The organism is Paraburkholderia acidisoli (genome assembly GCF_009789675.1).
Classification (GTDB): domain Bacteria; phylum Pseudomonadota; class Gammaproteobacteria; order Burkholderiales; family Burkholderiaceae; genus Paraburkholderia; species Paraburkholderia acidisoli.
This window is the reverse complement of record NZ_CP046913.1, coordinates 302,224-328,397: the sequence shown is the minus strand read 5'-3', so window position 1 is coordinate 328,397 and position 26,174 is coordinate 302,224. Positions and strand designations below refer to the sequence as shown.

The 26,174-nt window shown below is 64.4% G+C and carries 24 protein-coding genes and 1 tRNA gene; 16 read left to right on the top strand and 9 right to left on the bottom strand.

Annotated features, from left to right (window positions below; all coding sequences use genetic code 11):
* Positions 1-3 precede the first annotated feature (3 nt).
* Both mutY and mutM read right to left on the bottom strand, forming a co-directional pair.
* On the bottom strand, positions 4-1,134 hold the full coding sequence (gene mutY / locus FAZ98_RS01440; RefSeq protein ID WP_158948085.1) for an A/G-specific adenine glycosylase: 1,131 nt from the start codon (positions 1,132-1,134) through the stop codon (positions 4-6).
* A gap of 14 nt (positions 1,135-1,148) precedes the next feature.
* On the bottom strand, positions 1,149-1,979 hold the full coding sequence (mutM, locus tag FAZ98_RS01435; protein WP_158948084.1) for a bifunctional DNA-formamidopyrimidine glycosylase/DNA-(apurinic or apyrimidinic site) lyase: 831 nt from the start codon (positions 1,977-1,979) through the stop codon (positions 1,149-1,151).
* Positions 1,980-2,101: 122 nt separating this feature from the next.
* Between mutM and FAZ98_RS01430 the strand changes: the two genes are divergently transcribed.
* The 8 genes from FAZ98_RS01430 (at position 2,102) to hisC (ending at position 9,424) form a co-directional block, all read left to right on the top strand.
* A complete protein-coding gene (locus FAZ98_RS01430) occupies positions 2,102-3,937 on the top strand; it encodes a tetratricopeptide repeat protein (RefSeq protein WP_158948082.1) in 1,836 nt (611 codons plus the stop codon).
* Entirely contained in the window at positions 3,937-4,566 is a 630-nt protein-coding gene (gene lolB / locus FAZ98_RS01425; protein WP_158948080.1) for a lipoprotein insertase outer membrane protein LolB, read from the top strand. The genes FAZ98_RS01430 and lolB overlap by 1 nt, the downstream gene beginning before the upstream one ends.
* Before the next feature lie 115 nt (positions 4,567-4,681).
* A complete protein-coding gene (gene ispE, locus FAZ98_RS01420) occupies positions 4,682-5,572 on the top strand; it encodes a 4-(cytidine 5'-diphospho)-2-C-methyl-D-erythritol kinase (RefSeq protein ID WP_158948078.1) in 891 nt (296 codons plus the stop codon).
* A 50-nt stretch (positions 5,573-5,622) separates the two neighbouring features.
* Positions 5,623-5,699: transfer RNA gene (locus FAZ98_RS01415), tRNA-Gln, on the top strand.
* A gap of 64 nt (positions 5,700-5,763) precedes the next feature.
* Positions 5,764-6,720, top strand: a complete 957-nt coding sequence (locus tag FAZ98_RS01410; RefSeq protein WP_158951822.1) for a ribose-phosphate pyrophosphokinase — start codon at positions 5,764-5,766, stop codon at positions 6,718-6,720.
* A 155-nt stretch (positions 6,721-6,875) separates the two neighbouring features.
* Complete coding sequence (locus FAZ98_RS01405) at positions 6,876-7,487, top strand: 50S ribosomal protein L25/general stress protein Ctc (RefSeq protein ID WP_158948076.1); 612 nt, start codon at positions 6,876-6,878, stop codon at positions 7,485-7,487.
* 180 nt (positions 7,488-7,667) lie between these two features.
* Positions 7,668-8,270, top strand: coding sequence for an aminoacyl-tRNA hydrolase (gene pth / locus FAZ98_RS01400; RefSeq protein WP_158948074.1), 603 nt, complete (start codon positions 7,668-7,670; stop codon positions 8,268-8,270).
* A gap of 77 nt (positions 8,271-8,347) precedes the next feature.
* Positions 8,348-9,424: a histidinol-phosphate transaminase gene (gene hisC / locus FAZ98_RS01395; protein ID WP_158948072.1), complete on the top strand. Its 1,077-nt coding sequence runs from the start codon at positions 8,348-8,350 to the stop codon at positions 9,422-9,424.
* A gap of 128 nt (positions 9,425-9,552) precedes the next feature.
* Here hisC and FAZ98_RS01390 read toward each other — a convergent pair whose 3' ends face one another.
* On the bottom strand, positions 9,553-9,813 hold the full coding sequence (locus tag FAZ98_RS01390; RefSeq protein WP_158948070.1) for a YfhL family 4Fe-4S dicluster ferredoxin: 261 nt from the start codon (positions 9,811-9,813) through the stop codon (positions 9,553-9,555).
* Positions 9,814-10,115: 302 nt separating this feature from the next.
* Here FAZ98_RS01390 and FAZ98_RS01385 point away from each other — a divergent pair, with 302 nt between their 5' ends.
* The 3 genes from FAZ98_RS01385 to FAZ98_RS01375 all read left to right on the top strand — a co-directional run bounded on the left by FAZ98_RS01385 (position 10,116) and on the right by FAZ98_RS01375 (position 14,209).
* On the top strand, positions 10,116-11,906 hold the full coding sequence (locus FAZ98_RS01385; protein WP_158948068.1) for a methyltransferase domain-containing protein: 1,791 nt from the start codon (positions 10,116-10,118) through the stop codon (positions 11,904-11,906).
* 176 nt (positions 11,907-12,082) lie between these two features.
* Positions 12,083-12,853 carry an FkbM family methyltransferase gene (locus FAZ98_RS01380; protein ID WP_158948066.1) on the top strand — a complete coding sequence of 257 codons (771 nt, stop codon included), beginning with the start codon at positions 12,083-12,085 and terminating at the stop codon, positions 12,851-12,853.
* A 168-nt stretch (positions 12,854-13,021) separates the two neighbouring features.
* Complete coding sequence (locus tag FAZ98_RS01375; protein WP_158948064.1) at positions 13,022-14,209, top strand: hypothetical protein; 1,188 nt, start codon at positions 13,022-13,024, stop codon at positions 14,207-14,209.
* Positions 14,210-14,293: 84 nt separating this feature from the next.
* Here the strand turns inward: FAZ98_RS01375 and coaD are convergent, their stop codons facing one another.
* The gene (gene coaD / locus FAZ98_RS01370) at positions 14,294-14,785 is read right to left on the bottom strand and encodes a pantetheine-phosphate adenylyltransferase (protein ID WP_158948062.1); all 492 of its coding nucleotides are present in this window, start codon (positions 14,783-14,785) and stop codon (positions 14,294-14,296) included.
* A gap of 104 nt (positions 14,786-14,889) precedes the next feature.
* Positions 14,890-15,531 (bottom strand): 16S rRNA (guanine(966)-N(2))-methyltransferase RsmD, encoded by a 642-nt coding sequence (gene rsmD / locus FAZ98_RS01365; RefSeq protein ID WP_158948060.1) that lies wholly within the window; start codon positions 15,529-15,531, stop codon positions 14,890-14,892.
* A 350-nt stretch (positions 15,532-15,881) separates the two neighbouring features.
* Here rsmD and ftsY point away from each other — a divergent pair, with 350 nt between their 5' ends.
* A complete protein-coding gene (ftsY, locus tag FAZ98_RS01360) occupies positions 15,882-17,060 on the top strand; it encodes a signal recognition particle-docking protein FtsY (RefSeq protein ID WP_158948058.1) in 1,179 nt (392 codons plus the stop codon).
* A 93-nt stretch (positions 17,061-17,153) separates the two neighbouring features.
* Here the strand turns inward: ftsY and maiA are convergent, their stop codons facing one another.
* Both maiA and FAZ98_RS01350 read right to left on the bottom strand, forming a co-directional pair.
* Entirely contained in the window at positions 17,154-17,801 is a 648-nt protein-coding gene (gene maiA, locus FAZ98_RS01355) for a maleylacetoacetate isomerase (RefSeq protein ID WP_158948056.1), read from the bottom strand.
* 93 nt (positions 17,802-17,894) lie between these two features.
* Complete coding sequence (locus FAZ98_RS01350) at positions 17,895-18,593, bottom strand: fumarylacetoacetate hydrolase family protein (protein ID WP_158948054.1); 699 nt, start codon at positions 18,591-18,593, stop codon at positions 17,895-17,897.
* 322 nt (positions 18,594-18,915) lie between these two features.
* Here FAZ98_RS01350 and ybiB point away from each other — a divergent pair, with 322 nt between their 5' ends.
* The 3 genes from ybiB (at position 18,916) to leuA (ending at position 22,083) form a co-directional block, all read left to right on the top strand.
* Positions 18,916-19,878 carry a DNA-binding protein YbiB gene (ybiB, locus tag FAZ98_RS01345; RefSeq protein ID WP_158948052.1) on the top strand — a complete coding sequence of 321 codons (963 nt, stop codon included), beginning with the start codon at positions 18,916-18,918 and terminating at the stop codon, positions 19,876-19,878.
* A gap of 350 nt (positions 19,879-20,228) precedes the next feature.
* Positions 20,229-20,447 (top strand): hypothetical protein, encoded by a 219-nt coding sequence (locus FAZ98_RS01340; RefSeq protein WP_158948050.1) that lies wholly within the window; start codon positions 20,229-20,231, stop codon positions 20,445-20,447.
* Complete coding sequence (gene leuA / locus FAZ98_RS01335) at positions 20,437-22,083, top strand: 2-isopropylmalate synthase (protein ID WP_158948048.1); 1,647 nt, start codon at positions 20,437-20,439, stop codon at positions 22,081-22,083. Before FAZ98_RS01340 ends, leuA begins: the two co-directional genes overlap by 11 nt.
* A 156-nt stretch (positions 22,084-22,239) precedes the next feature.
* Here the strand turns inward: leuA and FAZ98_RS01330 are convergent, their stop codons facing one another.
* Positions 22,240-22,623 (bottom strand): nuclear transport factor 2 family protein, encoded by a 384-nt coding sequence (locus FAZ98_RS01330; RefSeq protein WP_158948046.1) that lies wholly within the window; start codon positions 22,621-22,623, stop codon positions 22,240-22,242.
* Positions 22,624-23,162: 539 nt separating this feature from the next.
* Here FAZ98_RS01330 and rpoH point away from each other — a divergent pair.
* Entirely contained in the window at positions 23,163-24,104 is a 942-nt protein-coding gene (gene rpoH, locus FAZ98_RS01325; protein WP_158948044.1) for an RNA polymerase sigma factor RpoH, read from the top strand.
* Between the two features lie 139 nt (positions 24,105-24,243).
* Here rpoH and nagE read toward each other — a convergent pair whose 3' ends face one another.
* Entirely contained in the window at positions 24,244-25,986 is a 1,743-nt protein-coding gene (gene nagE, locus FAZ98_RS01320; RefSeq protein WP_158948042.1) for an N-acetylglucosamine-specific PTS transporter subunit IIBC, read from the bottom strand.
* Positions 25,987-26,174: the final 188 nt, after the last annotated feature.

Genomic DNA, 26,174 nt, shown 5'->3' with positions numbered 1-26,174 from the left:
GCGTTAGAGCAGCGGGCCGCGCAAGCCGTCGAGCAGCTTGCGCACGGGCGCGGGCACGCCGTACGCGTCGATCTGCGCGAGCGGCACCCACGCGAAGGCGCCGTCGTTCGCCTCCAGCGCGGCGGCGTCGCGCATCACTTCCACCAGACGCGGTTCGATGTCGAGCTTGAAGTGCGTGAAGGTGTGCGTGAGCGGCATCAGCGGAATGCCTTTCGCGGCGGCATCGCTGGCGCCATACGCCTGCGCGCGCTCGGCGAGCGCGGCTTCGTCGGCGGCTTCGGGCAGGCTCCACAGGCCGCCCCAAATGCCCGAAGGCGGGCGTTTCTCCAGCATCACCGCGTCGCCGTCCATCAGCACGAGCATCCACGTGCGCCGTTGCGGCACGACCTTTTTCGGGCGCGCGGCCGGCAATTCGCGCTGGCGCCCCGTGGCGTTCGCCACGCAATCGGCCGCAAACGGGCAGCGCGCGCAGTCGGGCTTGCCGCGTCCGCACAGCGTCGCGCCCAGATCCATCAGCCCTTGCGTGTAGGCGCTCACCTCGGCGTCGCTCGCGGCCGCGCCCGGCACGATGGATTCGGCGAGCGTCCACATCGCGTTCTCCACGCGCTTTTCGCCCGGAAATCCTTCCACGCCGAACACGCGGGCGAGCACGCGCTTCACGTTGCCGTCCAGGATCGTCTCGCGCGCGCCGAACGCGAACGAGGCGATCGCCGCGCCGGTCGAGCGGCCGATGCCGGGCAATTCGGCGAGCGCCTCGCCCGTCGACGGAAACTGGCCGCCGTGCTCGTCCGTCACCACCTGCGCGCAGCGATGCAGATTGCGCGCGCGCGTGTAGTAGCCGAGGCCGGCCCAGAGCGCCATGACGTCGTCGCTGGGCGCGGCGGCGAGCGCCTCGACCGTGGGAAAGCGTTCGAGAAAGCGCGCGTAGTACGGGATCACGGTCGAGACCTGGGTCTGCTGGAGCATGATTTCCGAGAGCCAGATGCGATACGGGTCGCGCGTGTTCTGCCACGGCAGGTCGTGGCGGCCGTGCTCGCGCTGCCATGCGATCAGGCGCGGCGCGAAGCTCGCGAGCAAACCGGCGGGATAGGTACCGGCGGGCAGTTGGACCTTGGGGGAAGACGTTTTGTACATGAATGCGAGGCGAGTCAGCGCTGGCAGCGCGGACAAAAATAAGTGGACCGCTGGCCCTGCACGATCTGCTTGATCGGCGTGCCGCACACGCGGCAAGGTTGGCCCGCGCGGTCGTAGACGAAGTATTCGAGCTGGAAATAGCCGCTCTCGCCGTTGCTGCCGACGAAGTCGCGCAACGTGCTGCCGCCCTTTTCGATGGCCGAGGCGAGCACGGCGCGCACGGCGTCCGCAAGCAGTTCGTAACGCGCGAGCGAGACGCGGCCCGCCGGCGTGGTCGGCCGGATACCCGCGCGAAAGAGACTCTCAGACGCGTAGATATTGCCGACACCCACCACGATATCGCCCGCGAGCAGCGCCTGCTTCACCGCGACCTTGCGGCCGCGTGTCTCGCGAAACAGCAGCGCGCCGTCGAAGGCGGGCGTGAACGGCTCGATGCCGAGACTCGCGAGCAGCGGATGGCCGAGCACGTCGCCGGCCTCGCGCGGATGCCAGAGCACGGCGCCGAAGCGGCGCGGATCGCGGTAGCGCAGCGTGAAGTCGTCGAACAGCCAGTCGACGTGATCGTGCTTTTCGGCGGCGGGCGGCTTGGGCAGATTGCGCAGCACGCGTAGCGTGCCCGTCATGCCGAGATGGACGATGAACCAGCCTTCGTCGACTTCGAACAGCAGATATTTGCCGCGCCGCCCGACCGAGCGGATCGTGCGACCGCGTAGCGAGCGCGCGAGCGTGGCCGGTACGGGCCAGCGCAGTGCGGGATTGCGCACCTCCACGCGCTCGACGCGGCGCCCGGCGACCCACGGTTCGATTCCCCTTCGGGTAACCTCGACTTCTGGCAACTCTGGCATGGCTTACAGGCTGGCGCGATGATGAAAGGAGATGGTCTGCAACTTGCGTAATCAGGATGTGCGCGTTGTGCGCGTATTGTAGCCAGCGCGTTACAATCGACCGAAACATTCGACGGAATTCCATGGAACTGTCTTTCGTGAAGCTGTTCGCCACGCGTCTCACCACGCCGCGCCTGCCCGCCTCTTTCGCACGCCGCCTGGTTGGCGCGGCCGTGCTCGCGGCCTGGGCCTTGACCTCGCCGGGCGCCTACGCACAGGATCCGTCCCCGGACACGGACGACACTTCCGTGACCATGCCGGACGCGTTCGGGCCTGCCTCGCCGGACGAGAAGAAGGATCTGCCGGGCGTCGCGCTGTCGAGCCAGGTCGTCTTCCAGGTGCTCGCGGCGGAGGTTGCGTTGCAGCGCAATCAACCCGCGCCCGCGTTCCAGACTTATCTCGCGCTCGCGCGCGACACGCACGACCCGCGCATGGCGCAGCGTGCGACCGAGATCGCGCTCGCGGCGCAAAGCCCGACCGACGCGCTCACGGCCGTGCAGCTCTGGCAACAGTACGCGCCGGATTCGGAGCGTGCCGCGCAGCTCGACGCCTCGCTGCTCGTGCTCGCCGGCAAGCCCGACGACGCCCAGCCGCTGCTCGCGCGTGAACTCGCGCGCGTGCCCGCGGACAGCCGCGGCCAGGCCATCCTCTCGCTGCAACTGCTGATCTCGCGCGGCCCGAACCGCGTGGGCGGCCTGAACGTGCTCAAGACGCTGCTCAAGGACGACATGAACCGTCCGGAAGCGCAACTCGCCGTCGGCCGTCAGCAACTGCTCGCCGACGACGTGCCCGGTGCGCGCAAGTCGTTCGAGCAGGCGCTCGCGCTCAAGCCCGACTACCTGCCCGCCGCGCTCATGCTCGCGCAAATGGGCACGGAAGAGCGCAACGAAGGCATCGCGTCGATCGAAAAGTACGTGCAGCAGAATCCGAAGTCGCGCGAAGGCCGGCTCGCGCTCGCGCAAACCTATCTCGCGGCGAACCGCCTCGACGACGCGCAGAAGCAGTTCGAGATCCTGCACAAGGACAACGCGAACGACCTCATGCCGCTCATGGCGCTCGCGCTCATCAACGTGCAGGAAAAGAAGTTCGACGTCGCGCAGAAGTATTTGACGCAATACGCGCAGGTCGCGGAGAAGAGCCCGACCGCCGACGCGGGGCAGGCTTACATCTATCTGGCGCAACTCGCCGTCGAGCAAAAAGACGACGCGGGCGCGCAGAAGTGGCTCGACAAGATCCAGCCGAACAGCCAGCAATACGTGCCCGCCCAGATCACGCGCGCGCAGATTCTGGACAAGGAAGGCAAGACCGACGACGCGCGCCGCCAGCTCGCGGCCATCCAGACCGACGATCCGCGCGACCAGGCGCTGATCGCGCGCACCGACGCCGCGATCCTGTTCGACGCGAAGCGCTACACCGACGCCGAAGGCCGTCTCGCGAAAGCGACCGCCGACTTCCCGGACGATCCCGACCTCACCTACGACTACGCGATGGCCGCCGAAAAGAACGGCCACTACGAAGTCATGGAAGCGCAGCTGCGCAAGCTCATCAAGACGCAGCCCGACAATCCGCAGGCGTACAACGCGCTCGGCTACTCGCTCGCCGACCGCGGCCAGCGCCTGCAAGAGGCGGACAAGCTGGTCGAGAAAGCTTCGGCGCTCGCGCCCGACGACGCGTTCATCATGGACAGCGTGGGCTGGGTCAAGTACCGCATGGGCGACAACACCGACGCCATCAAGCTGCTGCGCAAGGCCTACACGATGCAGCCGAACGCCGAAATCGGCGCCCATCTCGGCGAAGTCCTGTGGAAAAACGGCGACCAGAACGGCGCGCGCGAAGCCTGGCGCGAAGCCCGCAAGCTCGAACCCGACAACGACACGCTTCTGAAGACGCTCCAGCGCTTCCAGATCAACGATCTCTGATGGCCGACCTGTTCCCCAACGCTCTCACGGCGGCGCGCCGCTCGACCCTCGGCGCGGCCGCCGCCGCGCTGCTCGCGCTCGCGGGCTGTGCCACCCAGCCGCCGCATCAGCCGTCCACGGCCAACGCGACCACCTCGCTCACCACGCAGACGAATCGCGCGTGGCATGGCCGCTTCGCGGTGCAGTACGTCGACCAGAACGGCCAGCAGCGCAACGCGTACGGCAATTTCGACTGGCGCGAGAACGGTGCGACCGTCACGCTGAACCTGCTCAATCCGCTCGGGTCGTCGCTGGCGATCGTGACCTCGTCGCCTTCGCAGGCCACGCTCGAGTTGCCGAATCGCCAGCCGCTCACCGCCGACAACGTCAGCACGCTGATGCAGCAGGCGCTCGGTTTCGCGCTGCCGGTGGAAGGGCTGCGTTACTGGCTGCAACCTTCGGCGGCGCCCACGTCGCGCGCACGCACGACGCCCGATCCGCAAAATCCGCAGCGCCTGTCGCGCATCGAGCAAGACGGCTGGACGATCGACTACGTGGCTTATGCCGACGCACCGGCAACGGGCGTGAAGCGCGTGAATCTTTCGCGCGACAACCCGCCGCTCACGATCAAGCTCGTGATCGACCAGTAAGCTCGCTGTATCGGCATGTTTCAATGCCGCGATTTCAACGCCGCCGTTTCACCGCTTTCCCGACTTCACGGCCGTGACGCGCGCCCCGCGCGCGCCGGCCCGCCTCAACCGCATCATGATCGAAACCCCGGACTCGCTGCGCGACTGTCTCGCGCCCGCGAAACTCAATCTTTTCCTGCACATCACGGGCCGCCGCCCCGACGGCTATCACGATCTGCAGACCGTGTTCCAGTTGCTCGACTGGGGCGACACGCTGCATTTCACGCGTCGTGACGACGGCCGCGTCACGCGCGCGACCGAAGTGGAAGGCGTGCCCGCCGAGCACGATCTCACCGTGCGCGCGGCCCAGTTGCTCAAGGCGCATACGGGCACGCGGGAAGGCGTCGAGATCGACATCGAAAAACGTCTGCCGATGGGCGCGGGTCTCGGCGGCGGCAGTTCGGATGCCGCCACCACGCTGCTCGCGCTCAATCGCCTCTGGAAACTGCATCTGCCGCGCGCGGAATTGCAAGCCCTCGCCCTCAAGCTGGGCGCCGACGTCCCGTTCTTCGTGTTCGGGAAAAATGCGTTTGCCGAGGGTGTTGGAGAGGCGCTGGAGGCAGTACAATTGCCTCCGCGTCATTTTTTGGTGGTGACGCCGCAGGTTCATGTTCCTACCGCCGCGATTTTCTCTGAAAAGTCGTTGACAAGGGACACAAAGGCCTGCACAATAGCAGTCTTTCTTGCACAGCAAGCAACGCAAAACGGTTGGCCAGATAGTTTCGGTCAAAACGACATGCAAGCGGTTGTCGCAGGAAAATACGCGGAAGTAGCGCAGGTGCTGAGATGGTTTGACGACATCGCACCCGCGCGGATGACCGGATCGGGCGCTAGTGTTTTCGCAGCGTTCGGCAGTCGGTCCGAAGCAGAATCGGCGCACGCCAGACTGCTCACGGAACACCCCGGCTGGCGAAGCGCAGTGACCCCGAGTCTGGACACACATCCACTCTTCACTTTCGCGGCATAGTTTTGCAGGGTTGATCGGACCTAGCCGATCAATCAGGCTCGAAGTTGTGTAGGGGAGTCGCCAAGTTGGTCAAGGCACCGGATTTTGATTCCGGCATGCGAGGGTTCGAGTCCTTCCTCCCCTGCCAAAAATTCCAGGCAGTTCGCCAAAAGTAGTTCCTCTCGCCCCCCCAAGTCCGCAGCAGGTGCATGATGAGCAGCCATGACGGCCTGATGGTTTTTACTGGCAACGCGAATCCCGCGCTTGCACAGGAAGTCGTCAAGATCCTCGGTATTCCCCTCGGCAAGGCTATGGTTAGCCGCTTCTCCGACGGTGAAATCCAGGTTGAAATCCAGGAAAACGTGCGCGGCAAGGACGTCTTCGTCCTGCAGTCGACCTGCGCGCCGACCAATGACAACCTGATGGAACTGATGATCATGGTCGATGCGCTCAAACGCGCCTCCGCCGGCCGGATCACCGCAGCCATCCCCTACTTCGGCTATGCCCGTCAGGACCGCCGCCCGCGTTCGGCGCGTGTGGCCATCTCGGCGAAGGTCGTGGCGAACATGCTGGAAATCGCCGGCGTCGAGCGGATCATCACGATGGATCTGCACGCCGACCAGATTCAAGGCTTCTTCGACATTCCCGTCGACAACATCTACGCAACGCCCGTGCTGCTCGGCGATCTGCGCAAGCAGAATCACGAGAACCTGCTGGTCGTTTCGCCGGACGTCGGCGGCGTGGTGCGCGCCCGTGCGCTCGCCAAGCAACTGAACTGCGATCTCGCGATCATCGACAAGCGTCGCCCGAAGGCGAACGTCGCCGAGGTGATGAACATCATCGGTGAAGTCGAAGGCCGCACCTGCGTGATCATGGACGACATGGTCGACACCGCCGGCACGCTCTGCAAGGCAGCGCAAGTGCTGAAGCAACGCGGCGCGAAGAAGGTGTTCGCTTACGCCACGCACCCGGTTCTCTCGGGTGGCGCGGGCGAGCGTATCGCCGCCTCGGAACTCGACGAACTCGTTGTCACCGACACGATCCCGCTGGGCGAAGAAGCGCGCTCGTGCCCCAAGATCCGCTCGCTCACGAGCGCCGGTCTGCTGGCCGAGACGTTCTCGCGTATCCGTCGCGGCGACTCGGTGATGTCGCTGTTCGCCGAAAGCTAAAAAGAATTGACGCGCGAGGCGCGGCATTCGCGAGGATGCCGCGCCTTTGCACGTAATCGGCGCGAACGGACGATGGTTCGCGCTGCATCACCTGGGGGCCTGTCATACGGGCCCCGTTTTACTGCCTGGTCGCGGGCAGTGCATTGGAGAATCACATGAAAGTCGTCGCTTTTGAGCGCAATCTGCAAGGTACGGGTGCGAGCCGCCGCCTGCGCAATGCTGGCAAGACGCCCGGCATCGTGTACGGTGTTGGCGCCGAGCCGCAACTGATCGAAGTCGATCACAACGCGCTGTGGCACGCCCTGAAGAAGGAATCCTTCCACGCTTCGATCCTCGAACTCGAAGTGGCAGGCAAGACGCAGCAAGTTCTGCTGCGCGACGTGCAATATCACCCGTTCCGTCAGCTCGTGCTGCACGTGGACTTCCAGCGCGTGGATCCGAGCAAGAAGATCCACACGAAGGTGCCCCTGCACTTCATGAACCAGGAAACCAACCCGGCTGTGAAGCTGGGCGGCGCGATCATCTCGCACGTCGTCAACGAAATCGAAGTGGTGTGCCTGCCGGGCGCGCTGCCGGAATTCCTCGAAGTCGACCTCGCAGCGATCGAAGCTGGTCAATCGCTGCACGCGAGCGACATCAAGCTGCCGAACGGCGTCACGCTGGTTCAACACGTCGAACAGGAAAACCCGGTCGTCGCACTGGCCGCTGTCCCGGCTGCTGCCGTGTCGGCTGCTGAAGGCGAAGAAGAAACGCCGGCTGCTGAGTAAATCGCAGCGGCGTTGGGTGGCGCCTCGCAGCGCCGCCAAGCCGATCCTCTCGATCCGTTTCCATGAAACGGTCGACGTGACCCGCCGCGGTTCGCCCCGGCGGGTTTTTTTTCGCACGCGGTTCCACTCTTTCGTACACTTGCGGATTCGGTCAGTTTCATCCGCAGGCGGAATATCACCATGATCAGGTTGATCGTCGGGCTCGGCAATCCGGGCGCCGAATACACGGCAACGCGCCACAACGCGGGCTTCTGGCTCGTGGACCAGCTCGCGCGCGAAGCCGGCGCGACGCTGCGCGACGAGCGCCGCTTCCACGGCCACTACGCGAAAGCGCGCCTCTACGGCGAGGAAGTGCATCTGCTCGAACCGCAGACCTATATGAATCGCTCGGGGCAGTCGGTCGTCGCGGTCGCGGCGTTCTTCAAGATCCTGCCCGACGAGATTCTCGTCGCGCACGACGAACTCGACCTGCCGCCCGGCAGCGTCAAGTTCAAGCTCGGCGGCGGCAGCGGCGGCCACAACGGCCTGAAGGACATTTCCGCGCATCTGTCGACGCAGCAATACTGGCGTCTGCGTATCGGCATCGGCCATCCGCGCGACCTGATTCCCGAAGGCGCACGCGCCGGCGCCAAGCCCGACGTGGCGAACTTCGTGCTCAAGCCGCCGCGCCGCGAGGAGCAGGACGTGATCGACCAGTCGATCGAACGCGCGCTCGCCGTGATGCCGACGTTCGTGAAAGGCGAAACCGAACGCGCCGTGATGCTGCTGCATCGCAACGCCTGATTGCGTCCGATCGCGCCCACGAGTTCGATTGATCGCCGGGCCGAATCGCGTCAAATAGCCCGTTTGAGGAGAGTGTCTTGAGTCGTTTCTGGAGTGACATCGTCCGCCGCCTGGTGCCGTATGTGCCGGGCGAACAGCCCGCGCTCGCGAAGCCGGTCAAACTCAACACCAACGAGAACCCGTACGCGCCCTCGCCGCGCGTGCTCGACGCGATTCGCGCGGAACTCGGCGAGCACGGCGAGTCGCTGCGCCGCTATCCCGACCCGCTCGCGAAGGGCCTGCGCGCCGCCGTGGCCGCGCACCACGGCATTCGCGCGGACCAGGTGTTCGTCGGCAACGGTTCGGACGAAGTGCTCGCGCACGCGTTTCAGGCGCTGCTCAAGCACGAGAAGCCCATTCTCTTCCCCGACATCACCTACAGCTTCTATCCGACCTACGCGCGTCTCTACGACGTCGAATACCGCACGGTGCCGCTCGACGAGCAGTTCGCGATTCGTGTCGACGATTACCTCGCGGCGAACGCTCCGAACGGCGGCGTGATCTTCCCGAACCCGAACGCGCCCACGGGCCATGCGCTCCCGCTCGCGGAAGTCGAGCGCCTGGTGGCGGGCAATCCGGACTCGGTGGTGATCGTCGACGAGGCCTATGTCGATTTCGGCGCGCAATCGGCGATCGCGCTGATCGACCGTTATCCGAATCTGCTCGTGGTGCACACGACTTCGAAGTCGCGCTCGCTCGCGGGCATGCGAGTGGGTTTCGCGTTCGGTCACGCCGACCTGATCGACGCGCTCAACCGCGTGAAGGACAGCTTCAACTCGTATCCGCTCGACCGCCTGGCGCAAGCCGCCGCGACGGCCGCCTACGAGGACGCCGACTGGCTCGCCAGCACGAGCGCGCGCGTGATCGCGAGCCGCGAGCGGCTGACGGCCGCGCTCGCGGCCGTGGGCTTTAACGTCGTGCCCTCCGCGGCCAACTTCGTGTTCGCGACGCATCCGGCGCACGACGCGGCGGCCATTTCGGCGAAGTTGCGCGAGCAGGAGATTTTCGTGCGCCATTTCAACGCGCCGCGCGTGAACCAGCATCTGCGCATTTCGATCGGCACGGACGCCGAATGCGACACGCTCGTCGCGGCGCTCAAGGGCATCGTGGGTTGAGATCGCAGCCATAGCGAAAAGCCGGCAGGAAACAAAAACGCGCCCTTCGAGGCGCGTTTTTTTTGCCGACCCGCGTGGCAAGAACAAGCGGGGAACGAACGGGGAAAGCGCGCGATGGATCGCGAGATTCAGGCGTCGTTTTTCGCCGTGACCAGCGCGTGGTACTTCTGCATCAATTGCTCGGGCGACTCGAGATGCTCCGGATTCTTCGGGATGCACTCCACGGGGCACACCTGAATGCACTGCGGCTCGTCGAAGTGGCCGACGCATTCGGTGCACTTGCCCGGGTCGATCACGTAGATCTCAGCGCCCATCGAAATGGCGTCGTTCGGGCACTCCGGCTCGCACACATCGCAGTTGATGCACTCGTCGGTAATCATCAGGGCCATGCTGGTCTCGGCTTTTCCTTCAAAAACAATGCATTATAGCGGTTTTGCGCGCCGGGCACCGGCGCGATATTCGGGAGACGGGGTGCGCGCCGCGCCCGCAAAGCCAGCCGCGCAGGGGCTCCTAGCGGGTCCGGCCAGGCGTCACTGGGCGTTCGGGAGTCCGTTATAATCGACGCGCCCGCTTATAGAGATCGATTCAGGGAGTATTCCACGTGCTGCCGAGTATGTACCGAAAGAAAATCCCATGTAAATGCTGCGGCTCAACAAGCGAAATATCGGGAATTCAAGACTTCTCTTTCTCCATGGCCGACGTCAAGGCCGGAAAGAAAATCGAGCCTTTTGCGGGCATACCGGTTTATTACTACTCCTGCACGAAATGCGGATTCACCTTTTCGACGCAATTCGATGAATGGACGCCGGAAATGTTCCGGCAATACGTTTATAACGATAATTACATTCATCACGATCCGGATTATTTTTCCACCCGGCTGAAAAAGAACGTATTTCTGTTAAGTCAGAATTTTCCTGAAATTGCGCCGGGCTCGATCCTTGTCTACGGCGCAGTACCCATCGACAACGCCTTCCAGATTCGCCTTCAGGAGGCCGGTTTTGGCGATGTCACGTCAACCGGGCCTGAATCGTACCCTTCCCTGGCGGGGAAAAAATTCGATACGATTCTGGCGTTCGACGCGCTCGAGCATCATCCCGAACCCAGACAGCTTTTTGAAAATCTGGTATCGCTGCTTAATCATGATGGCGCGATACTGTTTTCAGCACGACTTGCCGATTTCCCGGAAAATTCGGAAGCGAGCAATAAAACACTTCTTTTACCCAGAAATGGTTACGTCTCGCTTCACACCCGCGAGTCGCTTTCCATTCTGGCGAGTGAATTTCAGTTGAGTCTCGAATCGTTCGACTCGCATGATTTTTACGCGCTCTTCAAACCGGATCGACCGGCCTGGGCCAATAAATATTTCCCTCACGACCAGCCCGATGCCGCCCGTGAGATGTTGCGGGGCCGGGAAATCGTCACCAGCGACATTACGCTTTACGAACCCATTCAAGCGGCGTTGAGAACGGCCGCTGAAGGCCACGTTTCCGAGGCGATCCGCATTCTCGACAACCTGCTCGAGACTCAACCGTTCAATCGCGACCTGCATATGGACCGCGGGCTGCTGCGCATGAAATCCGGTGCGATTGCCGACGCGCTGGACGACATGGAATATTTCTACAAGGGATCGATGATTTCCCAGCGTGGCGTTTTCCGCGATCTCAAAGCGCGCGCGTCCGAGTTCGAGGGCAAGCTGGTCGTCATCGTCAGCGACGCGGGTATTGGCGATCTGCTGTGGCTCGTGCGATACGGCGTCCTGCTACACGAAGTCGGTGTTCGGGTCGTGGTGGAATGCAATCCGATTTTTCACAGCCTGTTCGACAACGCCAGCTGGATTACCCACGCCGCCGCCGTGGGTGACGTGCCCATTCCCTTTCTTTACCGCATTCCGCTCCACAATCTACCGGGTGCCTTCGAGACGAGGCGCGAGACGATTCCATCGTTTCCTCATTACCTGGCGGCGTCGGAGGAAAAGATCGCGTACTGGAAAGCGAGACTTCCGGCTAGCAGGAAAATTCGCGTGGGGATCAGCTGGCGTAGCTCCAATGAGCGCACTTCGGGTTGGGCGAGCAAACGAAGCATGGATCTTTCCATGCTGCTGGGTGCATTCGATCCGGAAAAATATGACTGTGTGGTCGTTCAGAAAGACCTCAACGAGGCGGAACGCGAAATCATCGCGCTCCATGAGTGGATTCATATACCAACCGGTGAAATCAACTGCATCGAGGATACCGCGGGGCTGCTCTCCTGCATGGATCTCGTCGTGTCGACCTGCACGATGATCCCTCACCTGAGTGGCGCCCTCGGCATTCCCACTTTTTTGATGCTTTCGACCAATGCGTCGTGGGTTTGGATGACGGAAGGCGAGACAACGCCCTGGTACGCGGCGATGAAGCTGTTCCGCCAGCACACACTGGGCGACTGGCAGCCGCCCGTTGCGCATCTGGGTCACGCGCTTCGCGAATTTACACGGGGGAATTGACGCCGCCTCACCCGGATCGCAACGCGCCGCCAATTCGAACGGAAGCCCGCGTCAATGGCGACAATGCACACGACGGGAACGGCAACACCAGGAGATCCGTCCGCACTACAATGACTTGCGGACGCTGCGCCGTGCCAGCATCACACTAACAAAACCCATCCTCGTAGATCGGAAAAATGCTGCCCCAAGTCAATATCATTCGAGCCAACAACGGCGACTTTCTCTCGTTTTTCGAACAAAAAGGCATTTCCGGGGTACTCACCGCATTTGGCGCATGGGATGAATTGACGATCGCGCTCGCGCGAACGCTCGTCGACATCACGGACCTGCCGCCGGTCATCATGGACATCGGCGCGAACATGGGCACGTTCACGGTGCCGGTCGCCAAACACGTGGCGGGTCGCGGCGGTCAGGTCCACTCGTTCGAGCCGCAGAAAATCGTCTTCTACCAGCTCTGCGGAAACATTTTTCTGAATCGCCTCGACAATGTCTGGGCGAACAACATGGCGCTGTCGAGCGCGAACGAATTCCGCGAAATCCCGCGCATGAATTTCGACACCGCGTGGAATATCGGCGCTTACTCGCTCGTGCCCGACGTCGACCCCCAGCAAAAGCTGGAGACGAAGGACCCGTGCGAATTCCGCAAGCTGGACGATCTCGAACTCGCCGCGCGCATCACCCTCATCAAGCTCGACGTGGAAGGCATGGAGATCGAGGTCTTGGGCGGCGCCATGAACCGCATCGCGAAAGACGGCTTTCCGCCCATCCTGTTCGAATCGCTGACGCAAGATCCGCGAAGCGCCGAGGTGAAGACTCTGCTCACATCGGCGGGCTACAAGTTGTCCCAATACGCCGATGAAGACTGGCTGGCGCAGCACGGCGACTGGCCGGTGGAAATCGCCCTCGTGAAAGGCGAGAACGGCATGTCGTACGGGCGACTTCGTTAAGCCGCCTGCCCTGCCGGCGCGCAACCGGCGGGCAACGGACTTTGGGGGTGACCGGGCGCGGTGCCCGGCTCGCTTCGCGATCGAAATCACGAGCACGTGTCGATTGCACCCTTAAGTCCGGCAAATCAGGGCCGATAACAACGGGATCACCGCTCTCCTGTTGTCCGCATGAAGCCCACCCACCGGCTGCTGCATTTTTGCCGCTTCGCCATTGTCTACGTCGTCCTGTTTCTCTGCGCCTCTCACGTCGTCACGCTCGATTTGCTCCATTCGGGCTTTGGCGAAAACACTTACGGCAACCGCGAGCGCGACCTGAGCCTCGTCGCGATGATGGACGGCACCGCGCCCAAGCCCTTCGTCTACCGGTCCTCGTTCCCGAAAGCGGTGAAATGGGTCGTCGAGCAGCTTCCCGAAGCCACGCGCGCGCGGCTCTATCGTCACATCGCCGAGCACGATTCCCTGCACGACACCTATTTCAAGGATTTACCCGATGCCGCGTGGACGCCCGTCACCGCGCCGGTTTATCGCGTCGCGTATTTCGGTGTGCTGCTTTCGGCGTTTCTCTCGCTGCTCATCGTCTACAAGATGGCGCGGTCCTTTGGCCTGTCGTTCGGCCGCGCGCTCGGGTTTCTGGTCGCGTTCAGCTTTGTGTATTCGCTGACCTTCGAAGTGGCGGGCTATTACTACGATTTCATCGAGCTGCTGGGCGTGCTCTCGGCCTGCTATTTCACGCTCAAACGCCGCCTGGTGCTGGCTACGGTGTCGATCGCGCTCTTTTCGCTCAACAAGGAAACCTTTTTCCTCGTGCCGCTCGCGCTGTTTTTCCTGCTCGATCGCGCCATGCCGCTCAAGACGCGTCTCGGCTGGACCGGCCTGCAACTCGCGCTCTGCATCGCCACGCGCCTTTACATCATGCACGGCTACGACGCGAATGGCGGCGCCTTCGTCGAGCAGCATCTGTGGTCGAACCTGCGGTTCTGGGTGAACCCGATGTCGTACCTGAAGTTTCACCGCCTCTTCGCCGGCAATCCCACGCCGGGCGTGCAGACCCCGCTCGTGCTGATTCCGTTGGCGGTCTTCTTCCGCGCGGCGTGGCGGCGCTCGCCAGCGGCGTATCGACGATATTTGCTGGCCTCGGCCCTCCCGCTCGCGCCGCTTTTCATCTTCTTCGGCTTCGAGGACGAATTTCGCGCGCTCGCGCTCGCGTTTCCGGCGCTCGTGCTGATCGCGTTGCATGGCGCGACGTCGTTTGGCGAGATTTTCGAGCCGGCGCCCCGGCCGGCCACGCGCACGTCGCGTGACGAGGCCGCGCACGAGGCGCATCCCGAACTCGAATGGGAAAAAGCATCGGCGTGATGGCGGTAGGTCTCGCGGACAAGAAAAACGCCCCGGCGCGACAGCGCACGGGGCGTTTTCGTATGGCTGGCCCGATCGACGCAATCAGCCCTTAACGAGCGAAGCGACCTTGTCCTGCAAGCGCTTTTCCACCGAGGGAAACACGAACTTGCTGACATCGCCGCCCAACTGGGCGATTTCGCGCACGATCGTGCCCGAGATGAACTGGTATTGGTCCGAAGGCGTCATGAACATCGTTTCGACATCGGGCAGCAAATAACGGTTCATGCCCGCCATCTGAAACTCGTATTCGAAGTCGGAAACGGCACGCAGGCCGCGCACGATCACGCGCGCGTTGTTGCTGCGCACGAAATCCTTGAGCAGGCCCTTGAAGCTCATGACCTGCACGTTCGGATAGTGGCCGAGAACCTCATGCGCGATCTCGAGCCGCTCGTCGAGCGAGAAGAACGGCTTCTTGTTGCGGCTGTCGGCGACGCCGACCACCAGCGTGTCGAAAATGCTCGACGCGCGCCGCACGAGATCTTCGTGACCGCGCGTGAGCGGATCGAAGGTACCGGGGTACACGGCGACTACCATGAGGCTTCTCCTCTCAACAGAAATGGGGCGCAATGCGTGTGACTTCGCATGCGCGCGTGCGGGCGTGAAGGCCGAGCCGTCCGCCGGTTCTTATCGAACGCGCATTATTCCTCATTTTCGCACCGCAGCAAATGATAGAAAACCGCGCCTGCCTTGCCTTCCTTCACCACGCTCCAGCCCGCCAGCGCAGGCTGCGCGGCCGGATCGAGGCGCGCGCCCGACTCGACGTAGAGCCAACCCTCGGGGGCGACGAGCGGCACGGCCAGCGCGAGCGAGCGGTCGAGCAACGCCGTGTCGCCAAAGGGCGGATCGAGAAATACGATGTCGAACGAAGCCGGCGCGAGATTGGCCGCGAGGCGCAGCGCGTCGGCTTCGGCAATTTCGATGCTGCGCGCGTTCAGGCGCGTCTGGTTCGCACGCAACTGCGCGGCCGCGCGGCCGCTGCGCTCCACCATGACCACACGTGCCGCGCCGCGCGACGCGGCTTCGAAGCCGAGCGCCCCACTCCCCGCGAACAGGTCGAGACAGCGCAGGCCGTCGAGCCGCTGGCCAAGCCAGTTGAAGAGCGTCTCGCGTACCCGGTCGGGCGTGGGACGCAGGCCGTCGAGGTCGAGCACCGGCAGCGGCGTGCGCTTCCAGTCGCCGCCGATGATGCGGATCGTGTGCGCGCCGCCGCCACCGCGCGTGCGCGTGTCGGAGGGCGATGAGCGGGCGCCTTGGCCTCGCGGAGATGAAGTACGGGTCATGCGTTTCGGCTAGTGAATGCGGATGGCGGGTGCGTTACGGTTTCGTGGCGCGCTCGCCGGAAGTCGCGTGGCGTTTGCAACGCGGCGGCCGGACGGCGATACGGCGTGACAGCGGGACTGCATCGCGCCCCCCAATCCGCGCACGTTACCACAGGGTTACAGCCGTGCCGCGTCGGATACCCTCGCTCGCGCGTGGGGACATGCCCGACTTGCGCGTGGGCGGGGCCACGACGCGCCCGGGGCCGCCTGATAAAATGCCGTGTTTTCCGCGCGTTACCAACTGGAGCGCGCCATTCAACGCGTCGCCGGCCACTCGGTCCGCCCCGCACGCGTCAGACCCACACCAGATCATGTTCAGTTTCTTCAAACGATTCCGCGGCAAGGACGACGCCGAGAACGCGCAGGCCGAAGCGCCCGAGGCGCAGGACGCCCTCGACGAACACACCGCCGGCGAGATCGACGCGCCCGCTGACATCGCCGAGCCGGTCGCGCCGGTCGCGCCGATCACGCCGGTCGTGCCGGTAACGCCCGCCGCCAAACCCGTCGCCCCCGCGCCGCAGGTCCCCGCTCGCATCGACGAACCCGAAGCCGTCGAGATCGTGCCGCCGCCGCCGCTGGAGGCCGCCGCGAAGCGCTCGTGGCTCACGCGCCTGAAGAGCGGGCTCTCCAAGACGAGTTCGAACATCCAGAGCATCTTCGTCAACGCGAAGATCGACGACGACCTCTACGAGGAACTGGAAACGGCGTTGCTGATGTCCGACGCGGGCGTGGACGCCACCGAATATCTGCTCGAAACGCTGCGTCAGAAGGTGCGCGCCGACCGTCTCACCGAAGCGCAGCAGGTGAAGGTCGCGCTGCGCGGCCTGCTGATCGACCTGCTCAAGCCGCTCGAAAAGTCGCTGATGCTCGGCCGCGCCCAACCGCTCGTGATGATGATCGCGGGCGTGAACGGCGCGGGCAAGACCACCAGCATCGGCAAGCTCGCCAAGCATCTGCAGAGCTTCAACCAGAGCGTGCTGCTGGCCGCCGGCGACACGTTCCGCGCCGCCGCGCGCGAGCAACTGGCAATCTGGGGCGAGCGCAACAACGTCACGGTCGTGCAGCAGGAAAGCGGCGATCCGGCCGCCGTGATCTTCGACGCGGTGAGCGCCGCGCGCGCGCGCCGTATCGACGTGGTGATGGCCGATACCGCCGGCCGTCTGCCCACGCAGCTGCACCTCATGGACGAGCTGAAGAAGGTCAAGCGCGTGATCGGCAAGGCCTACGAAGGCGCGCCGCACGAAGTGCTGCTCGTGATCGACGCCAACACGGGGCAGAACGCCCTCGCGCAGGTGAAAGCCTTCGACGACGCGCTCGGCCTCACCGGTCTCATCGTCACCAAGCTCGACGGCACGGCGAAGGGCGGCATTCTCGCGGCCATCGCGCGCCAGCGCCCGATTCCGGTGTACTTCATCGGCGTGGGCGAAAAGGTCGAAGACTTGCAGCCGTTCGTGGCCGAGGAATTCGCGGACGCTCTGCTCGGCGGTTGAGTGATTCAGGCAGCGTTTTAGCGCCGATAGCAACACGAAGGGCGTCGTTCTCGCGAACGACGCCCTTTTTTCATGCGCAAGAACCGCGTGCGCTCATTCGGAATCGGGTTGCACGCCCGGTTCGGCGCGGGCGAACGCGTCCAGCGTGAGCGCGTAGTCGTTGATGCGCTGGATTGTCGGATAGCGCGTGGTGTCGATCTTGAAGCGATTGGCGTTGTACACCTGCGGAACGAGGCACAAATCGGCCACGGTCGGCGTATCGCCGAACGACAGCTTGCCGGTGCGCGGGTCCTGGGCGAGGCGCTGCTCCAGCGTCTCGAAACCCGACTCGATCCAGTGGCGGTACCACGCGTCCTTGGTCGCGTCGTCCACGCCCACGGTGTGCTTCAGATACTTGAGCACGCGCAGGTTGTTCACCGGATGGATCTCGCACGCGATCTGCAGTGCCAGCGAGCGCACGTAGGCGCGGTCGAGCGCCGACTTCGGCAGCAGCGGCGGTTCGGGCTGCGTCTCTTCCAGGTACTCGATGATCGCGAGCGATTGATGAATCGTGTGGTGCTCGTCGTCGACGAAAGACGGCACGATTGCCTCGGGATTCACCTGCCGGTACGCGGGCTTCAACTGCTCGCCGCCCTCGCGCACGAGGTGCACCGGCACGTATTCGTACGGCAAATTCTTCAAGTTCAGCGCAATGCGCACGCGATACGACGCCGAACTGCGGAAATAGCTGTAAAGCTTCATGCTCCTCTCTTGCTCCTCTCGTTCTTCGTGGTCTCGTGATCTCGTGGTTCCGGCGGAGAAAACCGGGCGCACCCGGCTTTCTGCCACGCGCGCTTACACCACGCGCACCTCGAATTCGCCGATGCCCGCCACGCCGCCCGTCATCACGTCGCCCGGCACCACGGCGCCCACGCCTTCGGGCGTGCCCGTAAAGATCAGGTCGCCTGCTTGCAGCTCGAACAGCGAGGAAAGGAACGCGATCGTGTCGGCAACCGGCCAGATCATCTGCGAAATATCCGAGCGCTGCTTTTCTTCGCCATTCACCTTGAGCCAGATGTCGCCTGCCGAAAGCTGGCCGATCTTCGCCACCGGATGGATCGGGCCGATGGGCGCCGAGCGGTCGAAGCCCTTCGCGGTGTCCCACGGACGGCCCAGTTTCTTCGCCTCGGCCTGCAGGTCGCGACGCGTCATGTCGAGACCGAGCGCATAGCCGTAGACGTGATCGAGCGCGCTCGCCACGGGAATGTCCTTGCCGCCCTTGCCGATGGCCGCGACGAGTTCCATCTCGAAGTGCACGTTCTTCGACTGGCCCGGATACGGGAATTCGCCGGTCGAACCGGGCGGGACGTACAGCACGGCGTCGGCGGGCTTCGAGAAGAAGAACGGCGGTTCGCGATTCGGATCGTGGCCCATCTCGCGCGCGTGCGCTTCGTAATTACGGCCGACGCAGTAGATGCGGCGCACCGGGAAACGCGCGTCGCTGCCGGCGACCGGCACCGAGGCGAGCGGCGCCGGTTCGAATACGTAAGTCATGGAAATCTCCGTTTTGAGATAAGGCGTGCGCGCGGCACGCCAGCGTAGCGAGGCAAGTCGTTCAATTCGCGTCATTCGTGCAGCCTGGTCGAGGCGAGCGGCGGTACCCGCCGTCGGTACCCGCCGTCGGAGAACCCCTCGCGACCTCGCTGCGAGCCAAGCGCGAGTGTAACGCGCACGGCCGCGGCTGCGCGGTTGAGCCCGCGCGGCCATCCCGAAGCTCGTGCGATACTTCCGGCATCCCCAGGTCCCACGAAGCGCCCGTCACGCATGTCGATGACGGCCGCCGCGCCGACCGCATCGACAAACGAACTCCGCTGCCATGATCACCGCCGACCCGACCGACCTCTTCCCCTGCGCCCGCTTCATCAAGGAGATCGGCCGCGGCCCGCACGGCGCTCGCTCGCTGTCGCCCGAAGACACGCACGCGCTCTATGCCGCGATGCTCGATGGCCGTGTCGCCGACGTCGAACTGGGCGCGGTATTGCTCGCGTACCGGCTCAAAGGCGAGACCGCCGAAGAACTCGCGGCGATGCTCGCGGCCGCGCATGCGTCCTTCACGCCGCTCGCCCTGCCGGCGGGCGACTACCGGCCCGTGTCGATCCCGAGCTACAACGGCGCGCGCAAGCAGCCCAATCTTGTGCCGCTGCTCGCGCTGCTGCTCGCGCGCGAAGGCGTGCCCACGCTCGTGCATGGCGTGGTGACCGACCCGGGCCGCGTGACGAGCGCCGAAATCTTCGCGGAACTCAATCAGCCCGTGGCGCGCCATCACGCCGACATCGAGTCGCAACTTGCCGCCAATCGTGTGGCATTTGCTTCGATCGAGACGCTTGCGCCCAAGCTCGCGCGCCTGCTCGCGCTGCGCCGCCGCATGGGCGTGCGCAACTCCACGCACACGCTCGTGAAACTGCTGCAACCGTTCGCCGCCCCGGGTTTGCGGCTCGTGAACTACACGCATCCGCCGTATCGCGAGAGCCTGAGCGCGCTGTTCGCCGCGCATCCGGACGCCGCCGTGGGTGGCGCCTTGCTCGCGCGCGGCACGGAAGGCGAACCGGTGGCCGACACGCGCCGCCAGGTGCAGGTCGACTGGCTCCACGACGGTATCTGCGAAACGCTGGTCGAGCCGGAACGCTCGTCGCCGGACGCGCCCGAAGTCGACCTGCCGGAAGGCCGCGACGCGCCGACAACCGCCACGTGGATCGACGCCGTGTTGCGCGGCGAGGCACCGGTGCCGGACGCCATCGCGCGTCAGATCGAGACGATCAAGCGCATCGCGAAGCGCTGATGCGGGAAGCCCAACACGCGCGCGGCCCCGTGCCGCAGGCGTTTGTGCGAGATCTCCCGCCATCGTCGCGGATCGTCGCCACGGTGAATCTGCAAATTCCCTGTTGACACATTCGCCCGGCGTAACATACATTCGATGAATGCGTTCCTTCCCGAACTCCCTCCGCATTACCTTCGGCCGCCTAGCGGCCCTATCGCTACGTCTAGCGTAAGCCAGGCGTAGCGCTGCGCGACCACCTCCCCGGTCGGCAGTCCTCCCAGCAGTTTCCGCAGTACCCCAAAACTCGCAGTTCCCAACAACTTGTCGTCTGCATTCGTCCGTTTACCGTTCGGACGAGTCGCGAGGTCCAAATGCACGTTGCCTACGCATCGTTCTCGTTTGCTTGCGCCGCGCCGGTTACCGCCGTTGCCGCCCTCTTTTTCGTGTCCGCGGTTGCCGCCCGTTCGCGAAACCTGAGCCGTGAATCGAACTTGAGCCGCATCGTGCTTCGTCGTCAGCCTGCCAGCCGCCCGCCGATGACCGCCATCGCATACGACACCCTGAAGAACGAGGCTCGTCATGTTGCGTAATCCCGCCGAGAAGTACCGCCCTTTCCCCGCCATCCGTTTGAATGGCCGCAAGTGGCCGACGCGCAGCGTCGAACGCGCGCCCATCTGGATGAGCACCGACCTGCGCGACGGCAACCAGTCGCTCATCGAACCCATGAGCATCGAGCAGAAGACCGAGTTCTTCGAAATGCTCGTCGCGATCGGCTTCAAGGAAATCGAAGTCGGCTTTCCGTCCGCTTCGCAGACCGACTTCGATTTCGTGCGCAAGCTGATCGACGAAAAGCGCATTCCCGCCGACGTCACCATCGAAGTGCTCGTGCAGTCGCGTGAAGACCTGATCGCGCGCACCTTCGAGGCGCTCGACGGCGTGCCCCGCGCCATCGTCCATCTCTACAACGCGATCTGCCCGTCGTTCCGCAAGATCGTATTCGGCGCGTCGCAAGACGAAGTGAAGGCGCTGGCCGTGGACGGCACGCGCATGATCCGCGAACAGGCCGACAAACACCCGCAAACGCACTGGATCTACCAGTATTCGCCCGAAACGTTCAGCATGACCGAGCTGACGTTCGCCCGCGAAGTGTGCGACGCCGTCGCCCAGCAATGGCGTCCCACGCGCGACCACAAGATGATCGTGAACCTGCCGGCGACGGTCGAAGCGGCCATGCCCAACGTGTTCGCCGACCAGATCGAGTGGATGGACCGCAATCTCGCGTATCGCGACAGCATCGTGCTCTCGGTGCATCCGCACAACGATCGCGGCACGGCCGTCGCCGCCGCCGAGATGGCGCTGCTCGCGGGCGCGGATCGTATCGAAGGCTGCCTGTTTGGCAACGGCGAGCGCACCGGCAACGTCGACCTCGTCACGCTCGCGATGAATCTCTACACCCAGGGCATCGACCCGGGCCTCGACTTCTCCGACATCGACGCCGTGCGCCGCGTGGTCGAGCGCTGCAACCAGTTGCCCGTGCACCCGCGCCATCCGTATGCGGGCGACCTCGTCTTCACGGCGTTCTCGGGCTCGCACCAGGACGCGATCCGCAAGGGTTTCGCGCAGCGGCAGCCCGACGCGGTCTGGGAAGTGCCCTATTTGCCGATCGATCCCGCCGATCTCGGCCGCAGCTACGACGCCGTGATCCGCGTGAACAGCCAGTCCGGCAAGGGCGGCGCGACCTGGCTGCTCGAACAGGGCATGGGCTTCACGCCGCCGCGCCGCGTGCAGATCGAGTTCAGCCACGCCGTGCAGACGGTTGCCGATACCTCGGGCGAGGAAGTCACCGGCGACGCGATCTGCGCGCTGTTCGAACGCGAGTATTTCGAAACGCGCGGGCCGGCGGCGGTGGCGGGCGCGGGACGCGTGCGCTGGGAAAACCGCGACATCGCGGTGCCGGGCGGCGCGAACGTCGACGAAAACTACGCTTCAGCCGTGGCCGAAGCGATCGCGGCAGCCGCGGACGAGCGCATCGAAATCGCCTCGTTCGAAACGGAGCGCACCGCGCAAGGCGGCACGGCGGTGTTCGTCGGCGCGCGCGTGGGCGGCCAGCCGCTGCGCCACGGCGTGGGCGTAGCCGACGACGCGGCCCAGGCCGCCATCGCGGCCGTGGTCAGCGCGGTGAATCGCGCGGCGTGGACGCAAGTGGATCGCCGCGTGGCGGCTTGATCGGCAAACGATCTCGTGGGGTCTAGAACCCGCCGGACGTAGGCAATCAAGCAGAACCGCAGAAGGCGGCGCCGTTGAGCGCCGGCGGCAAAACGGGCCGCCGGCGTGCGCCTGAAACGCCCAGAAGGCGTTATCAGCGAATCGACCTACCGGTCGTCATTCGATCGCGCAACGCGTTGCCTGCCATGCGACGAGCCGCCAGTGACCGTCTTCCTGGGTCTGGATCGCCGTGTAGGCAATGGGAAAGAGCAAGGCGCCGCTGTTCGCTTCCATCTCGATCAGCACGCGGCCCGAGACGACGCAGGTTTCGTTGCCCACCGGCAGCACGTCCTGCGACTGAATCTCGATCTGCCGATAGCGGCGGCGTCCGGCCGTGATCGCGTCGATGAACTGCTGCTTGGTTTCACGCTTGCCGTTCGTGTGCACGAAGGTCGCCTGGTCCGAGAGCAACCGCTCCAGCAGCGAGCCGTCGCCATCCACCATCGCGCGAAACCGCTCGCGCTCCAGCCCGCGAATTGCATCGATCGTTTTTGCCGCCATTGCCTGAGCCCCTTGCGCGCGGCGCCGTCTTGCCGAGCCGCGCCGAAGTTTTCCGCCTGCGTCTGGACGAAATTTATACCAGGATTTGGCGCAAAGATACTTGCGATCAAAGGCGTCGGCCCCATATGTGCCGAGTGTGGCCGCGTCACAATAGTGAGATACGCGACCGGGCGTCGCAGCGCAGCAACTTTCGATGCCCTTCTATGTCCTTCTTAAGGACCGCGGACGAAATGCCGCGCGCGACGCCCGCCGATATTGCCCTCAATTTTCTTTTTCGCCAGCGGTCGCCGTCGCCGGTTGCATCGCAATCTAGAATGATCCTTCGGCTCGCCCCTGCCGCGAGCCGCCGCCGGGCGGAAAGCCCCGTCCCGTCTGCCTCTGCTGATTTCGTTGAAATCTATCGATACAACTGTGTCGATAGAGACTACGGAACTCTCAAACCCCTACAGGCTCCAAGTATTAGCACTCGGTGATTCAGAGTGCTAACATCACCCTGGAGTCGAAGTCTGACTTTTGCAAGATTCTAAGGAGTTCGCTACGTGAGCAACGCAATGACCATGACCCTTCCCAGTACGCTGAGCCCGTCGTCGGCCAAGGCCGGGGGTTCGGGTGCACTGGCGCTCGCGAATGCCTCACTGCTGCCCGGTCAACTGGGCAACATCGACGCCTACATTCAGGCCGTGAACCGGATCCCGATGTTGACGCCGCAAGAGGAGCGCCAGTTCGCGACCGAGTTTCGCGAGCAAAACAACCTCGAGTCCGCGCGCCGCATGGTGCTGTCGCATCTGCGACTCGTGGTGTCGATCGCGCGTAATTACCTCGGCTACGGCTTGCCGCACGCCGACCTGATCCAGGAAGGCAATATCGGCCTGATGAAGGCCGTGAAGCGCTTCGACCCCACGCAGAACGTGCGTCTGGTGTCGTACGCCATGCACTGGATCAAGGCCGAGATCCACGAATACATCCTGCGCAACTGGCGCATGGTGAAGGTCGCCACGACCAAGGCGCAGCGCAAGCTGTTCTTCAACCTGCGCAGCCACAAGCAGGGCCTGCAATCGTTCACGCCCGAGGAAATCGAGGGCCTGGCGCAGGAACTGAACGTGAAGCGCGAGGAAGTCGTGGAGATGGAAACGCGTCTGTCCGGCGCCGACATCGCGCTCGAAGGCCAGACCGACGACGGCGAGGAATCGTTCGCGCCTATCGCCTGGCTCGCCGACTCGCACAGCGAGCCGAGCGCCGTGCTGGCCGCGCGCGCCAACGACCGTCTGCAAACGGACGGCATCGCGAGCGCGCTGGAATCGCTCGACGCGCGCAGCCGCCGCATTATCGAGGCGCGCTGGCTGAACGTGGCCGACGACGGTTCGGGCGGCTCGACGCTGCACGAACTCGCCGACGAGTTCGGTGTGTCGGCCGAGCGGATTCGCCAGATCGAGGCGAGCGCGATGAAGAAGATGCGCACCGCCCTCGCCGAATACGCGTAATCGCGCTGAAGTGCGCCTGAAGTACCGCAAAGCCCCGTTCTTCGAACGGGGCTTTTTCTTTTGGCGCGCTCGTAAAAAAACGCCGCGGCGCTAATGTGCGCCGCGGCGTTTTCATGCCGATTCCGCAAACCTCAGCCGATCACGCCGGCTGCAGCGCCAGTTCGCGCGCGTAACGCCCGGCGGCCTCGCCGACCACGATATGCAGCGTGTCGGTGGTCACCCACACGGTGTCGAGGGCTTCGAGCGCCGCGCGGTCGACGTTCGCCGCGTTGCGCACGACCACGCGCAGGCGCGTGGCCGCCACGGCGTCGAGCGAGACGATATTGGCCGCGCCGCCGAGCACCGCGATCCAGCGCGCCGGGTTCGGATCGAGCGGGCCTGCCCCCGCCGTTGCGGGCGCCTGGGCCGCCTGTGCCGCCTGCGCCGCGAGTTCCACCGCGGGCGCGGCCTTCACCGCCGTCGCACCCACGCCGCGCGCGATCTCGCCGCGCATTTCGTCGGCGATGAGGTCGGCTTCCGGCCCGATGATGACCTGCACGCTTTCGCCGCCGCGCTTGAGCACGCCACGCGCGCCGATCGCCTTCAACGCCGGCTCGGAAACCCGCGCCGGATCGTTCACCGAGAGACGCAGACGCGTCGTGCACGCATCGACCACCTTGAGGTTGGCCGCGCCGCCGAGCGCATCGATATAGCGCGCGGCACGCGTGGCCGTTGCCGCGCCCGCCACCGTCGCGCCCGACATCGACTCCGCGATTTCCGTGTCGCCCGCCGAAGCCTCGCGGCCCGGCGTGGGCAGGTTGAAGCGGCGGATGAAGAAGCGGAACAGCACGTAGTAGACCACGGCGTAGGCAATGCCCAGCGGAATGGCTTCCCAGCCGTGCGTGGAGAGGCCGTAGTTCAGCACGTAGTCGATGAAACCGGCCGAGAACGTGAAGCCAAGCTTGATGCCGAGCAGCGAGCAGATCGCGAGCGACACGCCCGTGAGCACCGCGTGGATCGCGTAGAGCACCGGCGCGAGGAACATGAAGGTGAATTCGATCGGCTCGGTCACGCCCGTCAGGAACGAGGTGAGCGCCATCGACATCAACAGGCCCGCGACCATCGCGCGCTTTTCCTTCGGCGCTTCGTGGAGCATGGCGAGACACGCGGCCGGCAGGCCGAACATCATCACCGGGAAGAAGCCCGCCATGAAGCCGCCCGCCGTGGGGTCGCCCGCGAAGAAGCGATGCAGGTCGCCGGTCACGGGCGCGCCGCCCGCCGGCGTGAACGTGCCGAACACGAACCACACGAGCGAGTTGAGGATGTGGTGCAGGCCCGTGACGAGCAGCAGGCGGTTCAGCAAACCGTACACGAAGGTGCCGATCGCGCCCGCCGTGGTGAGCCAGTGGCCGGCCGTGTCGATCACGCCCTGCACCGGTCCCCACGCGTAGCCGAACACCACGCCGAGCACCACGCACACGAGCCCGGTGATGATCGGCACGAAGCGCTTGCCGCCGAAGAACGCGAGGAACTCGGGTAGCTTGATGTCCTTGAAGCGGTTGTACAGCATGCCCGCGACGACACCGGCCACCACGCCCGACAGCACGCCCATGTTGAGCTTGTCGTTGATGTCCTTCATCACGGCGGTTTCGACCAGGTAGCCGAGCGCGCCCGCCAGCGCCGCGACGCCGTTGTTGTCTTTCGCGAAGCCCACGGCAATGCCGATCGCGAACAGCAGCGGCAGATTGTCGAAGATCGCGCCGCCCGCGTCGGCGATGATCTTGATGTTGAGCATGTCGCTCTGGCCGAAGCGCAGCAGCAGGCCGGCGACCGGCAGCACTGCGATCGGTAGCATCAGCGCACGGCCGAGGCTTTGAATCTTGAGAAACGGATTGCCATCCATCGTACTGCCTCCAGTCCCTATTTCTGGCGTCGTTCGACGCGTCATGCGACGTGCGTATGACGCGGTGGTTGACGCGCTGTTTGACGTATTGCCGAGGAAACCCGCGCGCGATCGCTGCGCGCGCGGGCGTGTGGTGAAAACGTGGTTGAGGATTGCCGATGAACGACGAACGTTACCGGCGGATCACA

Bases quoted from the DNA above. Each gene is read 5' to 3' on its own strand.
- mutY (WP_158948085.1), bottom strand. From the start codon at position 1,134: ATGTACAAAACGTCTTCCCCCAAGGTCCAACTGCCCGCCGGTACCTAT.
- mutM (WP_158948084.1), bottom strand. From the start codon at position 1,979: ATGCCAGAGTTGCCAGAAGTCGAGGTTACCCGAAGGGGAATCGAACCG.
- FAZ98_RS01430 (WP_158948082.1), top strand. From the start codon at position 2,102: ATGGAACTGTCTTTCGTGAAGCTGTTCGCCACGCGTCTCACCACGCCG.
- lolB (WP_158948080.1), top strand. From the start codon at position 3,937: ATGGCCGACCTGTTCCCCAACGCTCTCACGGCGGCGCGCCGCTCGACC.
- ispE (WP_158948078.1), top strand. From the start codon at position 4,682: ATGATCGAAACCCCGGACTCGCTGCGCGACTGTCTCGCGCCCGCGAAA.
- FAZ98_RS01410 (WP_158951822.1), top strand. From the start codon at position 5,764: ATGAGCAGCCATGACGGCCTGATGGTTTTTACTGGCAACGCGAATCCC.
- FAZ98_RS01405 (WP_158948076.1), top strand. From the start codon at position 6,876: ATGAAAGTCGTCGCTTTTGAGCGCAATCTGCAAGGTACGGGTGCGAGC.
- pth (WP_158948074.1), top strand. From the start codon at position 7,668: ATGATCAGGTTGATCGTCGGGCTCGGCAATCCGGGCGCCGAATACACG.
- FAZ98_RS01390 (WP_158948070.1), bottom strand. From the start codon at position 9,813: ATGGCCCTGATGATTACCGACGAGTGCATCAACTGCGATGTGTGCGAG.
- FAZ98_RS01385 (WP_158948068.1), top strand. From the start codon at position 10,116: ATGGCCGACGTCAAGGCCGGAAAGAAAATCGAGCCTTTTGCGGGCATA.
- FAZ98_RS01380 (WP_158948066.1), top strand. From the start codon at position 12,083: ATGCTGCCCCAAGTCAATATCATTCGAGCCAACAACGGCGACTTTCTC.
- FAZ98_RS01375 (WP_158948064.1), top strand. From the start codon at position 13,022: ATGAAGCCCACCCACCGGCTGCTGCATTTTTGCCGCTTCGCCATTGTC.
- coaD (WP_158948062.1), bottom strand. From the start codon at position 14,785: ATGGTAGTCGCCGTGTACCCCGGTACCTTCGATCCGCTCACGCGCGGT.
- rsmD (WP_158948060.1), bottom strand. From the start codon at position 15,531: ATGACCCGTACTTCATCTCCGCGAGGCCAAGGCGCCCGCTCATCGCCC.
- ftsY (WP_158948058.1), top strand. From the start codon at position 15,882: ATGTTCAGTTTCTTCAAACGATTCCGCGGCAAGGACGACGCCGAGAAC.
- maiA (WP_158948056.1), bottom strand. From the start codon at position 17,801: ATGAAGCTTTACAGCTATTTCCGCAGTTCGGCGTCGTATCGCGTGCGC.
- FAZ98_RS01350 (WP_158948054.1), bottom strand. From the start codon at position 18,593: ATGACTTACGTATTCGAACCGGCGCCGCTCGCCTCGGTGCCGGTCGCC.
- ybiB (WP_158948052.1), top strand. From the start codon at position 18,916: ATGATCACCGCCGACCCGACCGACCTCTTCCCCTGCGCCCGCTTCATC.
- FAZ98_RS01340 (WP_158948050.1), top strand. From the start codon at position 20,229: ATGCACGTTGCCTACGCATCGTTCTCGTTTGCTTGCGCCGCGCCGGTT.
- leuA (WP_158948048.1), top strand. From the start codon at position 20,437: ATGTTGCGTAATCCCGCCGAGAAGTACCGCCCTTTCCCCGCCATCCGT.
- FAZ98_RS01330 (WP_158948046.1), bottom strand. From the start codon at position 22,623: ATGGCGGCAAAAACGATCGATGCAATTCGCGGGCTGGAGCGCGAGCGG.
- nagE (WP_158948042.1), bottom strand. From the start codon at position 25,986: ATGGATGGCAATCCGTTTCTCAAGATTCAAAGCCTCGGCCGTGCGCTG.